15 protein-coding genes and 1 pseudogene are annotated in these 14274 nt (G+C 65.4%); 9 read left to right on the top strand and 7 right to left on the bottom strand.

All coding sequences use genetic code 11. The features are described 5' to 3' along the window. Window positions 1-5: 5 nt before the first annotated feature. Complete coding sequence (locus K359_RS0127650; protein ID WP_029082220.1) at window positions 6-1007, bottom strand: zinc-dependent alcohol dehydrogenase family protein; 1002 nt, start codon at window positions 1005-1007, stop codon at window positions 6-8. 94 nt (window positions 1008-1101) lie between these two features. Between K359_RS0127650 and K359_RS0127645 the strand changes: the two genes are divergently transcribed. Further along, on the top strand, window positions 1102-1956 hold the full coding sequence (locus K359_RS0127645) for a LysR family transcriptional regulator (RefSeq protein ID WP_029082219.1): 855 nt from the start codon (window positions 1102-1104) through the stop codon (window positions 1954-1956). Here K359_RS0127645 and K359_RS0127640 read toward each other — a convergent pair whose 3' ends face one another. Together K359_RS0127640 and K359_RS0127635 are read right to left on the bottom strand one after the other, a co-directional pair. Then, window positions 1957-4038, bottom strand: a complete 2082-nt coding sequence (locus tag K359_RS0127640) for a methyl-accepting chemotaxis protein (protein ID WP_029082218.1) — start codon at window positions 4036-4038, stop codon at window positions 1957-1959. Between the two features lie 161 nt (window positions 4039-4199). Further along, window positions 4200-4454: a hypothetical protein gene (locus K359_RS0127635; RefSeq protein ID WP_029082217.1), complete on the bottom strand. Its 255-nt coding sequence runs from the start codon at window positions 4452-4454 to the stop codon at window positions 4200-4202. Window positions 4455-4633: 179 nt separating this feature from the next. On the opposite strand from K359_RS0127635, the gene K359_RS0127630 reads away from it, so the two are divergent. Both K359_RS0127630 and K359_RS0127625 read left to right on the top strand, forming a co-directional pair. Continuing rightward, on the top strand, window positions 4634-5224 hold the full coding sequence (locus K359_RS0127630; protein ID WP_029082216.1) for an NADPH-dependent FMN reductase: 591 nt from the start codon (window positions 4634-4636) through the stop codon (window positions 5222-5224). Window positions 5225-5248: 24 nt separating this feature from the next. Next, on the top strand, window positions 5249-6031 hold the full coding sequence (locus K359_RS0127625) for an SDR family NAD(P)-dependent oxidoreductase (protein ID WP_029082215.1): 783 nt from the start codon (window positions 5249-5251) through the stop codon (window positions 6029-6031). Window positions 6032-6040: 9 nt separating this feature from the next. Here K359_RS0127625 and K359_RS0127620 read toward each other — a convergent pair whose 3' ends face one another. Then, window positions 6041-6424, bottom strand: a complete 384-nt coding sequence (locus K359_RS0127620) for a hypothetical protein (RefSeq protein ID WP_029082214.1) — start codon at window positions 6422-6424, stop codon at window positions 6041-6043. A 175-nt stretch (window positions 6425-6599) separates the two neighbouring features. Between K359_RS0127620 and K359_RS0127615 the strand changes: the two genes are divergently transcribed. Next, on the top strand, window positions 6600-7229 hold the full coding sequence (locus tag K359_RS0127615; protein ID WP_224741651.1) for a L,D-transpeptidase: 630 nt from the start codon (window positions 6600-6602) through the stop codon (window positions 7227-7229). Between the two features lie 75 nt (window positions 7230-7304). Here the strand turns inward: K359_RS0127615 and K359_RS61590 are convergent, their stop codons facing one another. Continuing rightward, complete coding sequence (locus K359_RS61590; RefSeq protein ID WP_051346446.1) at window positions 7305-8372, bottom strand: hypothetical protein; 1068 nt, start codon at window positions 8370-8372, stop codon at window positions 7305-7307. Window positions 8373-8756: 384 nt separating this feature from the next. Here K359_RS61590 and K359_RS0127605 point away from each other — a divergent pair, with 384 nt between their 5' ends. Both K359_RS0127605 and K359_RS0127600 read left to right on the top strand, forming a co-directional pair. Beyond that, window positions 8757-9338 (top strand): septal ring lytic transglycosylase RlpA family protein, encoded by a 582-nt coding sequence (locus K359_RS0127605; protein WP_084518527.1) that lies wholly within the window; start codon window positions 8757-8759, stop codon window positions 9336-9338. A gap of 458 nt (window positions 9339-9796) precedes the next feature. Further along, window positions 9797-9976, top strand: coding sequence for a hypothetical protein (locus K359_RS0127600; RefSeq protein ID WP_029082211.1), 180 nt, complete (start codon window positions 9797-9799; stop codon window positions 9974-9976). A gap of 123 nt (window positions 9977-10099) precedes the next feature. Here K359_RS0127600 and K359_RS53185 read toward each other — a convergent pair. Continuing rightward, window positions 10100-10829: pseudogene (locus K359_RS53185) on the bottom strand (class I SAM-dependent methyltransferase). A gap of 188 nt (window positions 10830-11017) precedes the next feature. Between K359_RS53185 and K359_RS0127590 the strand changes: the two are divergent. From K359_RS0127590 to K359_RS53180, 3 genes are all read left to right on the top strand, one after another. Next, window positions 11018-11203 (top strand): hypothetical protein, encoded by a 186-nt coding sequence (locus tag K359_RS0127590; protein ID WP_156928692.1) that lies wholly within the window; start codon window positions 11018-11020, stop codon window positions 11201-11203. 152 nt (window positions 11204-11355) lie between these two features. After that, window positions 11356-11877, top strand: coding sequence for a DUF1993 family protein (locus tag K359_RS0127585; protein ID WP_029082209.1), 522 nt, complete (start codon window positions 11356-11358; stop codon window positions 11875-11877). Between the two features lie 244 nt (window positions 11878-12121). Beyond that, the gene (locus K359_RS53180; protein ID WP_051346445.1) at window positions 12122-13714 is read left to right on the top strand and encodes a hypothetical protein; all 1593 of its coding nucleotides are present in this window, start codon (window positions 12122-12124) and stop codon (window positions 13712-13714) included. Window positions 13715-13749: 35 nt separating this feature from the next. On the opposite strand, the gene K359_RS0127575 is transcribed toward K359_RS53180, so the two are convergent. Then, a complete protein-coding gene (locus tag K359_RS0127575; protein WP_029082208.1) occupies window positions 13750-13986 on the bottom strand; it encodes a hypothetical protein in 237 nt (78 codons plus the stop codon). Window positions 13987-14274: the final 288 nt, after the last annotated feature.

Raw genomic sequence — 14274 nt, 5'->3', positions numbered from 1 at the left:
GTGGCCTAAACCGCGACATCCACCACCACCTTGCCGGTCGCGGTCCGGTCCCGGATCGCGGCGTACGCATCGGCGAGCGTCGCCAGCGTGAAGTGACGCGGATCGAGGCGCGGCCCGACCATGCCGCTCTCGACCAGACGCGTCGCCTCGCGCAGGATCTCGCCATGGTGGGCGCGGCCTTCGCCGGTCAGCAACGGCAGCAACGTGAACACGCCGGAATAGCTTGCGGCACGAAACGACAGCGGCGCCAGCGCGTGCGTGCCCCAGCCGAGCGCGCTGACGACATGGCCGAAGCGGCGCACCGCATTGAAGGAGGCGTCGAGCGTCGCGCCGCCGACCGTGTCGAACACGATGTCGAAGCCGCGGCCCTGCGTGTGGCGGGTGACGTAATCTTCGACGGTCTCGCCGGCGTAGTCGATCGGCGTTGCTCCGAGACGTTCGATGAGCGCCAGGCTGTTGGACGAGCCGGTGCCGTAGACGTCGGCGCCAAACGCGCGCGCGATCTGGATCGCGATATGGCCGACGCCGCCGGCTCCGCCATGAACCAGGACCTTCTGGCCGGCGGCAACATGTGCCCGATCGACCAGACCTTCCCACGCAGTAATGAAGATCAACGGCAGCACTGCCGCCTCGCGCATGGTGAGATTTGCAGGCTTCGGGGCCAGCAGATCGGCATCCACTGCCGCGTAATCGGCGAGCGAACCCTGTAGTCCGCCGACGCCGCCGGTCATGCCGTAGACCTCGTCACCTCTGCGCAATCCCGTCACGCCGGGGCCTATGGCCTCGACGACGCCGCTGAGATCGATACCGAGGATGGCAGGCAGCGGCTGCCGCGCATGCGCTGCCTGACCTGCCGCAATCTTGAGGTCGAGCGGGTTGACGCCGCTGGCATGGACGCGGACCAGCACCTGGCCTGGTCCTGGCTGCGGCCGCAGGATGTCGGTCAAGCGAAAGGGCGTGTTGGGGGTTTCCAGTATCGCGGCGTGCATTGAAGGCTGGTCGGTCATGTCGAGCTCCTTGGTTGCCAATCTGCGGACACTGTGATTGTTTGGGAATAGACGATGTTGTACGTTGTCCATTCATTTTTGAATGGGCGCCTCAATGGAATGGAGCGATCTTAGGATCTTCCTCGCCGTCGCACGGGAAGGGACACTTGGCGCGGCGGCGCGCATGCTCGGGCAGAGTCAGCCGACTATGGGACGGCGGCTGCGCGAACTGGAAACGTCGCTCGGCCAGACGCTCTTTCAGCGCACCGCCGACGGGTTTGTGTTGACCGACGAGGGCGCCAGCGTGCTCGCCCATGCCGAGCGAATGGAGGAGGAGGCCGATGCACTCGAGCGCCAACTTGCCGGGCGGGACCGCCATCTCGATGGTCTGTTGCGCGTCTCATCCTCGGACTGGTTCGGCGCCTGTGTCTTGACTTCGGTACTCGCCGAGTTTGCAAAGCTTCAGCCGCGCGTGGTGGTGGAACTGCTGACCGACGCGCGCCTCTACAGCCTGCCGCGGCGTGAGGCCGATATCGCTTTCCGCATCCGGCCGTTCGACGAGGCGGAGGTGATCTCACGGCGGCTGATGCGCATCGACTATGGCGTCTATGCCCGCGCCGACAGCCCTTACGCACCAAAGCCAGGTGACGGGCGCGGCACGCCGCTGATCACGATGGACACCGCGTTCGATGGCATGCCCGATGCGGTCTGGCTGAAGAAGATGCTGCCGCATGCGCATGTGATCTCGCGCAGCAACAATCGCGACGTTCAGGCCCGGATGTGCGCCGAGGGTGCCGGTGTTGCGGTGTTGCCGCGTCCGCTCGCCGATTCAATTGACGGCTTGCGGCTGGTCGATCTCGGTGCGCCGCCGCACGGACGCGATACCTTTGTGGGTTATCATCGCGATCTCAAGCGGCTCGCGCGCCTGCGTGCGCTGCTCGCCCTCCTGATCGACCGGCTTGCGAATTAGCTACGCCGCCCGCACGTCGGAGAGGAAGCGGTTGACCTGGCCGGCGAGGTCCTTGGACTGCGTCGAGAGCTGTTCGGCCGCGCCCAGCACCTGGGTTGCCGCGGCGCCGGTGTCGTCGGCGGCGCGCTGCACGCCGGAGATGTTGGAATTGACCTCCTGGGTGCCGCGCGCGGCTTCCTGAACGCTGCGCGAGATCTCCTGGGTTGCCGAGCCCTGCTCCTCGATCGCGGCGGCAATCGCGGTGCCGATCTGGTCGATCTCGGTGATGACGTCGACGACGCTCCTGATTGCGGTGACGGTCTCGTCGCTCGCGGTCTGGATCGCGGTGATCTGCTCGGCAATCTCCGTGGTCGCCTTCGCGGTCTGGCCGGCGAGCGATTTCACCTCCGAGGCGACCACCGCAAAGCCGCGGCCGGCCTCGCCGGCGCGCGCCGCCTCGATGGTGGCGTTGAGCGCAAGCAGGTTGGTCTGTGCCGCGATGCTCTGGATCAGCGTCACCACGTCGCCGATCTTCTGTGCGCCGTCAGCCAGCGAACGCGCAGTGTCGCCGGTGCGGCGGGCATGGTCGACCGCGCGCGCCGCGATCTCGGTCGAGGTCGCGACCTGGCGGGCGATCTCCGAGATCGATGAGGTCAGTTCCTCGGTCGCGCTCGCCACCGTCTGCACGTTGGTCGAGGTCTGATCCGATGCGGCCGCCACGACCGCGGCCTGGCGGTTGGTGGCGGCGGCGGTCGCCGACATCGATTGCGCCGTATCCTCCATCACAGACGATGCCGCCGACAGTCCGCCGACCAGTTCTCTGAGCTTGGCCTCGAAGGCGCGGGTCAGATCGTCGAGCACACGCGCGCGGCGCATCTTGACGTAGTTCTCAGCTTCCTTCTCGGCAGCGAGGCGATCGGCTTCGATCTTGTTGTCCTTGAACACCTGCACGGCGGCGGCCATGGCGCCGATCTCGTCGTTGCGCGCGGCGCCGGGGATAGCCTCGGCGACCTCGCCCGCGGCCAGACGCGACATCCGGCCGGTGAGGGCGGCGATCGGGTTGAGGATGCGGCGGCCGACCATGACGATGAGGCCGGCGCTGACCGCAATGACCGCGAGCAGACCGACCAGCGCAATCACGAAGCTGAACCGCGCCGACGAGTAGGCGCTCGCAAGGCCCTGCTCGGCATTCTCGTAGAACGCGTCGCGCACGGTGATGATGGCGGCGAGGCCGATCTGCGATTCGGGGTAGTAGGTGTCGAGGTCCTGCTCGTATTTGCCGGTCACTGCGCCTTCCTTGGCGAACTTCAGCGCCTTGCCGAATCGCTCGACATAGTCGGCCTGCATCTTGCCGAGCGCCGTCATGACGTTCGCTGGCGTTGCCGGATTGTTGCGCAATTCCTGCAGCGTCGAGAGGATCTGCTCGGTGCGGCCGGTCGAGCGGTAGAGTTCCAGCTTCTCCTGATCGGTCGCGACACGCTTGGCGCCGACCAGCGCCTTGTGCAGGCTGGCATTGAGGCCGCCGGTGTCGCGCAGCGTCCAGGCGACGTTGGCATAGCTGGCCTGGCGATAGGCATTGCCGTCGAGGCCGGCGAGCCGGCGCACCTGCTCGTCGAGCAGCGTGGTAACACCGGCGTTGAACACGGAATTGTCGGCGACGATCTTGCCGGCGGCCGCGCGGCGGGCATCGGCCGGGCCTGAGATTGCAGCCGTAATGGCGTCGCGCAGCCCGGCAAACTTCAGCTTCAGCGCATCGATCGCGCTCGCGACCGCCTCGCCGTCGTCGAGCGATCCCGGCAGGGCGGCGCGCACCTGGTTGACCTTGGCGAGCGCGCCGTCGGTCAGCTGGCGCTGACGGTCGAGTTCGGCGATCTGCTTCGGATCGATCGTGGCGGTGCCGAGCAGCAAATTGGTGGCGTAGCCCCGCTCGGGGTTCATGTAGCGCGGGATATCGCCGACGGCGCGGACGATCTCGAGCCGGCTCTGCGCGGTCGAGATCTTGTCCATGGTCTGGTACTTGGTCACCGCGACATAAGCCGCCAGTCCGCCGCCGACCGCGGACAAGGAGACGATCGCGGCCGTCAGGAGAGTACCGATTTTCATGGGATGCGCGCCATTCTGGACGAGAGAGGGGAGGCCTCAACCGTACCTTGTGCGCATTAAGCTTGGGTTTACGATGCGCGAGCCACGGCGCTCCGGGCTTCCATCCTGCCCGAAAGTCCAATCGTCCAAAAGTTCAGGCGCCGCCCCGTCGTGCGTGGCGTTCAGTGCTCGTCGTCGTCAGCGCCGCCCTTGGTCGCGGAGCGATGCTGGGTCGCGCCGCCCGAGCCCGCTTCGCCGCAGGGCAGCTGGGTCCAGGTGCCGTCGGCGGCCTGCTGATAGGCCTGGCAACCGGCTGAAGTCGTGGTGGTGGATTTGTCGTCGGCTTTCTGCCGCTCGCCACTCTTCGCCAGCGCTGGTGTTGCAATGGCAGCGATGGCGGCGAGCGAGCCTGCGAAAACCAGCCCTGCAATCCGCATGTCGGGTTCTCCTTCTCGAAGCGAATTCATATCCAGAAAAGAAACCTGGCGATTTTGGGCCGCGGCAAAGGGCCTGCGACGAATTGCTTAATGCCCGGAAAACGAACTGGGACAGTGGTTAACATCTGCGCGCGGCATCGCAGGACGCTGTTGCCGCACCGTGCTAGGATCGCCCCATCATGACCCACCGCATTCTCGTCTTCTACGGCTCCTATCGTTCGGATCGCATGGGCATCCGGCTGGCGCATTTCGTCGTCGAGGGCTTTCGCGCCCGCGGCGACGATGTCGAGTTGATCGATGCCAAGGAGGTCGGCCTGCCGATGCTCGACCGGATGTACAAGGAACATCCCAAGGGCCAGGCGCCGGCCGCGCTCGAAACGCTCGCCGGAAAGATCCGCGACGCCGACGGCTTCCTGTTCGTCACCGGCGAGTACAATTGGGGCATGCAGCCCGGGCTGAAGAACCTCACCGATCATTTCCTCGAGGAATGGTTCTGGCGGCCCGCGGCGATCGCGAGCTATTCCGCCGGACGATTCGCCGGGGCGCGCGCCGCGACCGCCTGGCACGGCACGCTGTCGGAGATGGGCATGGTGGTGGTGTCGAGCACGATCAGTGCGGGGCCGATCGCGCAGACCCTGTCGGCCGAGGGCCAGCCAATCGGCGAGGGCGGCAAATCGCTCGAGCGCGCCTTCCCACGCTTTGCCGACGATCTTGCCTGGTGGATGGAAGCCGCCAAGGCACAGCGGGCGCGCAAGGCGCCGCCGTATTGAACCAGTCCTCGGAGTTCAGGGATCATGAGCCTTTTCACATCGCCCTTCGATCCCGCGCGCGAGGCCGCCCTGGTCACCGGCGCAGGCAACGGCATCGGCCGCGCCATCGCGCAGGCTCTGGTCGGCGAAGGCGTGCGCACGGTGTTCGCCGACCTGCATGAGGACAGGGTTTTGGCCGCGATCAAGGCTTCCCCGCGTCCGGAACTGGCGGTGCCGTGGGTCGGCGATCTCGCGCAGCGTGTGGCGTGCGACGCCCTGCATGCGCATGCGCACGGCACGGTCGGGCAGGTGACGCATTTCGTCCACAGCGCTTCGCCGCCGCGGCGCGAGGCCGATCATGCCATGGCGGTCGACGATGATGCCTGGCGTCAGATGCACGCAGTCAATCTCGATGCCGGCTTTCACCTGTCGCGCGAACTGGCGCGCAGGCTGATCGCAGCGAAGACGCCGGGCTCGTTCCTGCTGCTCACCTCGCTGCATGCCGGCACGCCCCGCAATCTGCCGCATTACTCGACGGCGAAGGCCGGCATGGCGATGCTGGTGAAGGAGCTTGCCAAGAGCTGGGGCCGCTATGGCATCCGCGTCAACGCCCTGGTGCCCGGCGCGATCGCAGCCGGCGGCTTCGTTGCCGATCCGGCGCTCGCCAAGCACATCCCGCTCGGGCGGCTTGGCCAGGCCGACGATCTCGCGCCGATGGCGCTGGCCGTGCTGTCGCACAAGCTCTCCGGCTACGTTACCGGCGCATCGATCGTGGTCGACGGCGGTCTGTCGCTGACCAACTGGTTCGCGCCGCCGGAGCTCGATTGAGAGTCGAAGTTACTCCTTGGTCCTGATGTAGCCCGCAAGCCGCGTCTTTTGGTCTTGGCACCAAGTCGTCATGCTGCCGGCGCGGCGCTGATCGAGGTCGGTGGTCTGGGTTGCGATCGCAACTTCGGTCATCAGGTCGTCGGGCTGCTTCTCGCCCATCTTGCCACCGGTGTGCATATAGGCGATCGCCTTGCGCACCTGCTCGGTGGTGCCGTCGGGGAGGTGCATGTCCTGCGCCCGCTGCACGAGGTCCTGATAGACCAGATCGGTGCCGGGGCACTCGACCTTGGCGGCAAAGGCCTGCAGCACCATCGTGACATAGGCGGCGCGCGGATCGGCGTGGGCAGGGGTTGCTGCGACAATCAGGCCGCCGATCAGCAAAGCGTAACGCATGGAATTCCTCCGAAGGTTTTGGACGTTTTTTACTACGCTAGCGCCCAAGGGAACCGACTGCAACCCACAGGACACAGTCGCTATAGGAACCGATCAAACAGCCGTGTTCCAGATGGCGCTGCCACGATTTCAGCACGATTTCGGCAGCATCTGGCAAAAGTTAACGCAGGGGAGAATGATCGTGTCGAAGTTGGGGCTTGCTGCTGTGCTGGTGGGTTCGCTTGCACTTGGCGGCTGCATGCAGGCGACGCTGTCGCCCGTGACGGATGCCGCGATGACGCCGCGCGATCGGCAGTTGCTGGCGCATCCGCCCTATGCGGACGCCAAGATCCCGGATCAGTTCCAGCGCCACATTGTCGATTACACGCGCCGCGAGCAGCCGGGGTCGATCCTGGTCGATACCGACAAGCGCTACCTCTATTACGTGCTGCCCGGCGGCAAGGCGATCCGCTACGGCGTCGCCGTGGGCGAGGAGGCGATGGCGTTCTCAGGTGTCGCCACCGTCGGCCGCCTCGCCGAATGGCCGGATTGGGTTCCGACCAAGGATATCCAGGAGCGGCTCGGGCCGTATCCGGCGCGTGTCGCCGGCGGACCGGCCAACCCGCTCGGCGCCCGGGGCATCTACCTCTACCAGGGCAACAAGGACACGCTCTACCGCATCCACGGCACCAACCAGCCCGAATATATCGGGCAGGCGATCTCGTCGGGCTGCATCCGCATGAACAATCCCGACGTCATCGATCTCTACCAGCGGGTCAAGCCGGGCGCGACCGTGGTCGTGCTGCCGCCGGGACAGAGCGCGTAATTCGCATCATGCGATGTGCGGCGGCCGATCGCGTATCGCGATCGGCCGCATTTCTTTTCAATCGCCGGCTGGCCTTCAGCGCAGCGGCATCGGCGGCCGAACGACGGGGCCGCCATCATCGGCATCAACCACGCTGGACTGCTGCTGCGGTTGCACCGGCCGCGGTGCCGCGGCCTGCGGTGCGGCCGCAACCGGCGCCGGCAGCGGCGCTGCAGATGCCGGCGGAGGCGGCGGCGGGATGTAGGCTTGGGCCGGCCGGCGCACCGGCGGCGGAGCAACGGCCACATGGGGTGCCGCCGGCGGCGGCGTGATCGCGGCGCGCGGACGCGGCACGACCGGCCGTGGCTCGATGGCCCTGGTTTCGGTCGTCCTCGCGACACGCTGTGTCAACTGATCCTGGCCGGCCTTGAGCTGATCGATGCTGGTCTTGAGCTGCTCGATCTGCTGTCCCATCGACGCCAGATCGCGCGCCATCGACTGCAGCAACTGCGACTGGTCGGGGGCGGCTCCGGCTGGCGCTGCCGGGGCGGCGGGCACAACCGGCACCGCTGCGGCCGCCGGTGCTGCGGCAGGTGTGGGCGCGGCCGTGGCGATGTCCTGTGGCGCAGCGGCCGGAGCGGCCTCAGCCGACTGATCGGCGGCAGCCGCCTGCGCGGGTGGGCTCGCCTGGTCGGGAGCAGGAGTGGCTCTGCCTGGCAGCAGCGACGTCAGGGCCTCGACCTGGGGCGCGTACTCCGCCACCACCTGCTTGACGCGATGTCCGTAGTGTTGCCACGCCGCGGTGCCCATGGCGCCGGCGATCGCGAACACGAACCAGAAGGCGCGGACCGCCCATTTGTTGGTGGGGCGCGGCGCGCGCTCCAGTCTGATGTCGTCCAGTCTGCCGTCATGGCTTGCGGCGCTGTACTCCGGCGCGGCCGGTGCCGGCGTCATTGACACCGGCGTGACTGGTGGCATCGAGGCGACGGGCGCGATCGGCGGCGCCGAGGGCGCGAGGCTCGGGCCGAACCACGGCTCGCGCTGCTCCGGCGCTGCCTTGCCGGCTTGTGCCGGTGTGGCGGCATCGTCCTTACGTGCCGGTGTGAAGCTCGGCTCAATCGCGAAAATATCGTGCGGATCTGCGTCTTTCAGTGTGGATTGCATGGCGGTCCCCGTTTCAGTCCAAGGTCAACCGCAAATAGGCGGCCGGCAAATTAGCGCTCTGTATCGACCCCTGACCCTGTCCCCACGACTCCAGTCCGGTTTGACCAAAGCAAGGCGAGAGGGTGGAGAGGTTGGGGAGTTTCGGGAACCGAAGCTGGAGGCAAAGGGGGCACGAGCGTCCACGTACGCTCGCGAGGGGCGCCGTACTGCATTTCCGGACTGAATCTCCCTCGGTTGTGTGGCGTATCCACCACAGCCGAGGGGAAATCGGGTTACGTGCGGCACGTCTGACCGTGTCCGCCACCGTTCCGCCCCGTTTGGATTCGGCTGATAGGCAGCTGTTGGATTTTCGGCTTGGGCTGGGGCGCAAGTTGGGGGTGCAACATGTCACGCGACGATGCAGTCATCTCGTACGTCGGCGTCAAACGCAGCTCGCACTGTGCTGCGCCCTCGATGCTGTTTGCGCATGCCCGAAAGCCGCTCAGGCTGTTCGCCGTGGTGATCGGCGCCGCCTCGCTCGCGGCCTGCGCGCAGTCCTCCGTCGTCAGCCAGCGCTCACAGGCGCTCGCGAGCCGGCCAGCCTCGATCGAGCCGACGCGGGCTGCATCCTCTGCGCCGCGCACACGTGTCGCAGCGGCGCGCAGGCACACGCCTTACGCCTCGCGCAAGACCGGCGACACCAGGATCGCGTCGCACGGCGTCGCGAGCTTCTACAGCGAGGCGCAGCCAACCGCGAGCGGTGAAAAGTTCGATGGGCGCGAACTGACTGCCGCGCATCCCACGCTGCCGTTCGGCACCAGGCTGCGCGTCACCGACGTCAAGAGCGGCCGTTCCGTCACGGTGCGCGTCAACGATCGCGGACCCTACGTTCCCGGGCGCATCGTCGACGTCTCCTATTCCGCCGCCCAGTCGCTCGGCATGGTCGGCAAGGGCGTCGCCAATGTCAGGCTCGACGTCGTGCAGTGAACGGCGCGGCAGAAGCCAGGTTCGGGATTTTTGCCAGCTCGATCGGGAAAAAGTCCCGGCATTTCGCGCGCTTTAATCCTGTTGTCCGAACGAGCGCAGCAAATAGAATTGTTGCCGCTACTTCCCCGCGCTCTCCATTTCCAGGCGCGTGGATTTCTACCCAGTGAACCTTCCCCGCCTTGGCGTTGTCCCTCCAAGGCGGGATTTTTCTTTGAGCTCTGCTCGCTGCATGAGTTGATGGGCGGATCCGAGCCATCTCCGGAAAGTCCTTGGCATAAGACCTGGCACATGCCGGATATGCCGACCTTGATGGGAAGTTGGCGTAGGCGCGACCGCACGTTGCGTTCCGCCAAATCCTGCGCCATCGCTTTCACCAAATTGTCACGCTCCCGGCGAATTGCGGCCCAACGCCGCTGCCAACACACCACCGAGCAGAATGCGTCGGCGAGGGACAAGCGTTGGCCTACAAGATGATCGCAGAACGCGAGAACGAAACGGTCAGGATCGAGCGGGAGAGCACCTTCATCATCGTTGCCAAGGCCAAGGTCTGGGCGAGCGAAGGATGGCAGGTCGTGATCACCGACAAGGACGGAAAATCATACCCGCCCGAGGAATTCGACAAGCTGCTCGCAGCGTAAGGTTCAAGCGCGATGAGCTTGGGTTGAATCGCGCTTTGGCTCTTTGTTTTGAGCATGATCTCCGCGCAAACGCGCTGCGTTTGTCGCGAGGGAAAACCGCTTCGCACTTTTCCGGATCATGCTTTAGCGCTGCGCTGACACCAGCATCATCATCGGGCGTTCGAGTTCGTCGGCCAGTTCGGGCATGGCCTTGATCTGCTCCCGCGTCGGGGAAAATTCCTCGATATGCCGCAGCGTGAAGCCGGCGCCGATCAGCGCGTTGAGCGTGGTGCCGATCGTGCGGTGATATTTCAGCACGCCCAGCGCATACCAGTCGGTGCGGCGTTCGCCTTCGATGAAGTACCGGTTGACCGGCCAGGTCTTGCGGCCGTCTTGGTCCTGCCCCCAGCCCGGATGGGCGGGTGCCATGTAGACCGGGTGCTCGATGGTGAAGACCAGGTGCCCCTCCGGAACGAGCGTGCGATACAGCATGCGCGCCAGACGATCGAAATCCCTGATATAGTGGAAGGTGAGGGCGCTGTAGGCGAGATCGAAGGTGGCCTTTGGCAGCTCGAGCGTTTCGAGGTCGGCGATCTCGTAAGCGATGGCCGGATCCTGCGCCATCGCCGTGGCGCGGGCGATCATGTTCTGCGAGAGGTCGACAACCCAGCACGGCGGATGCGCCTTGCTCACGCATCCAGCGCGATGCCCAGCCGAAGCCGCAGCCGAGATCGACCACGCGCTTGCCGACGATATCGGGCAGCATGGCGCGGATCGCCGGCCATTCGGGCGCGCCGAGCAGTCCGCGGACCTGCCGTGGCAACTGGCTGTAGCCGGCAAAGAAGCCGGGATCGTCATAGATGTTCTGCGCCATGGTCGCGGCACTCGTGTCGGTCGGAGTGATCTCTCTGTAACCGCCGGCGCGGCGCGTGGGAACCGCCGAATCCGTCGAGTTCGGCGGTGATCCTGGAACCAGACAGCGCGTTCGGCGGTTTTAATGTGAGCGCGCGGGGCACGCGGTCACGCCTGTCCCCGCGGCATTCGGCAGCGGAGGAGCGCGTCATGATAGCCGAGACGCAAATCCACACTATCGCGTGGCAAATGTTGCAGACGTACGGCCCGCAAGCGATCGCCCAGGCGGCGCAAAATGCCGTCGACTGCGAGAGCAAGGGCGAGACCGAACAAGCCCGGGACTGGCGCCACGTCGAGGACGCCATGAAGATGATGCGCGGACCGCATCAGAGCTGACTGCCGGAAACGGCGATGGCTGATCGAATGATCCGGCGCTGCGCGCCGCACCATTCGTTTTGCGAACTCCGCAGCGCCGCTTGCCTTCGCCGGAAATTCCGGGAACTCTGTTCAGGCAAAGCCGCAGACAAATTTGATTTGGGGGATTCGCCATGACCTTCTCACTCTACGACGCGACTGTTGCCAACTATTTGCAGGTCCTCGGCGCCGCCACGGGCTTTCTCGACAAGAGCCTGGCGCATTTCAAGGAGGCAGGCATCGATCCGGCCGAGATCGTCGAGACCCGGTTGTTTCCGGATATGTTGCCGTTCCGCTTTCAGGTGGTCTCGCTCGCGCATCATTCCCGCGGCGCGATGCAGGCCGCGAAGAACGGCGTGTTCGCCCCGCCGTCCGGCAAGCCCGATCTGGATTACGCCGGCCTGCAGGCGTTGGTGAAGGACGCGCACAGCGAATTGTCTGACCTGACGCCGGATGCGGTCAACGCGCTGCTCGGGCGCGACATCACCTTCAAGGTCGGAGAGCGGTCGATGCTGTTCACGGTTGAAGGCTTCCTGATGTCGTTCTCGCTGCCGAACTTCTTCTTCCATTCAACCACCGCCTACGACATCCTGCGCCACAAGGGCGCGCCGCTCGGCAAGCGCGACTTCATCGGCCGATTGAATCTGAAGAAGTGACGGGGCCTCGCACCGGCCGGTCTTGAACGGGGAGATGTTCGCCGCGCGCTGCCGTTCGCTGGTATATACAATCTTAGATAGTGAATCAACGTCACGGTTTGTGGCGCGGTCCGAACGATGCTATAAATCTCAGGTAGTGCGATTGATGGTTTCAACTCAATTGCTGACTGCCGGTGAAGGCGGTTCGGCGGCGCTTCGTCGTGCGTGCTTGAACGCCGTTGGCCGGACATGTTCGGGGCCTCTCATGAAGACATTGCTTGTCGGAATCGTGCTGCCGCTGCTGGTCGCAATGGCAATCGTGGCGTCGCCGTTGCGGCCGGTTGCGCAGACCCAGTCCTCATATCAGCCGCAGGCGCAGTTCTGCGTCACCGGCAACACCGGCGCGCTGTGCTCGAAGCTGCCGGCCTATATCGGCCCGGATTCGCGGCTCGGACTGACCGTCGGTTACAACGGCCTCTATGGCGATCCGCCCCGGAGTGCATCCGAGGACGTGCAGACGCCGTTCGACAACATGGCCTGGCAGATGTTCGTCGCGCTTAACTGGGCGGCAAGCGGCGTGGAGTCGGCCGCACAGGGGCTGACGGCGCCGGGACCGCGGGTCTGGCAGGCCTATCCCAAGGTCAGCGCGCTGTTCGGCAATTCGAAGGTGAGGGCCGGCTGCCCCCAGGCGCTTGCCCTGCCGATCTTCTATATCGGCTCCTATGGCAACGGTAAGCCGGCGCCGAACAACGAGGAGTTCCTGCAGGCCTCGACCAATCTGCCGCTGATCGATGTCAACGGCAACTGGACGCTGTTCGAGCGGCGCGTCAATGCGATCGAGGCGTCGTATCTGCGCGCGCCGCAGGGACTGTCGGCGCAGACGCTGACGACGCGCGACGGGCAGCGCAATTTCATCAAGGCCAATCCGAAGGGCGCCGATTTCACCGCGTCGGCGTCGGTGCCCGACGGCAAGAACGGCTCGATCGAGATCAAGGCGGCCTGGCGCATCCTCGATCCGGCGAAGGATGACGCGTCGAAATACTACACCCAGAACATCCTGCTCGCCGTCTCCGGCGATCTCGTCCGCAACGGCAAGCCGTTCTGCCGCAGCGAGAAGGTGGGGTTGGTCGGCATGCATATCCTGCAGCGCAATCCGTTCGTCGAGCAGAACAAGGCGCTGCTGCCGCAATGGATCTGGGCGACCTTCGAGCATATCGACAACGCGCCGCTGGCGCAGGCGCCGTGCAACGTGTCGAACGGCTGCGGCAGCGCCACGTCGCCGACCTACTGGATCAACAAGCCGAGCTGCGGACCGGCGGCGACAGCGCCCGGTGCGCATTATTCCTTCTACAATCCGGCGCAGTCGGGGCTCGGCACCAATATCGCGCCACAGGGTCTGCTCGGCACCAAGACGCAATTCCCGTGGAATCCGACGCGGCCCTATGCGCACGGCGCGACCAGCCAGGCAACGGCGATACCGCAGGCGGTGCGCTGCTGGCAGATCTATCCGACGACGACGGTGTTGAACGAGCAATGGCGGATGGCGCTGGGCTCGCTGAAGAGCGTGTTCCAGAATTACATGCTGATCGGCACACAATGGGGCGGGCAGCTCGAACCGCCGACGCCGCCGAATCCCGTGCCGGCCAATGCGGTGCCGGGCATGCTCTCCAACACCACGCTCGAGACCTACATCCAGAACTACAATGGCAGCGATCCGAGCCTGCCGGGTCCTGGCTCCTGCGTCAGCTGTCACAACTTCGCGACGCTGGTCGACAACAAGACGTCGGCCAATTTCAGCTTCCTGCCGAGCCTGGTCGACCCGGTCGCCGGGCGCAGCATGATCAAGACCGCGCGCTGACCGGCGCGATCACGCAACGCCCCAAGCTGCCGGCGTTAGCCGATCCGGCGCCACCGCGGCACAGGATCGAGCGGCGTGCGGTACAGCTCGCGCCGGTCGATGTCGGTTACGCGCACGGCACAGCCGCGTGCCTTCAGCTCCGGCTTGACCTGCGACAGCTCGCAGGCGAGCTGGTCGGCGCGATCGGAGGCGAGGCTGATGTCTTCGAGGATGATGGTTCCTTGATTGCGGAACTCGTCCCCCACCACGAGATCGAAGGTGTAGTACGGCATTCCGAAGTCTCCGTTTCGGTTTGCATCACAGGGTAACACTGAGTCGTGCATTCCCTAAGATGCGTGGCGCACAATCGTCGGGCGATCCCGCAAAAACGGTGTGCAGCACATCCAGCACGATGAACGATCAAGCACGCGCCGCACGGCGAAGGAGTCCTGCGATCCAGCTCACCGCCATGCCGTTAAGATTTGATTAAAACTGTCGTCGCAAGCTTGGGCCCAAGTGGAATGCCAAGTGGAATTGCGGCGGAACCGGGCTCCGGGAACCGGCAGCTGCAGGAGAAGGCC

Origin of the sequence: Bradyrhizobium sp. th-b2, from assembly GCF_000426785.1 — a bacterium.
Classification (GTDB): domain Bacteria; phylum Pseudomonadota; class Alphaproteobacteria; order Rhizobiales; family Xanthobacteraceae; genus Bradyrhizobium; species Bradyrhizobium septentrionale.
This window is presented reverse-complemented; position numbering and strand designations above follow the sequence as displayed.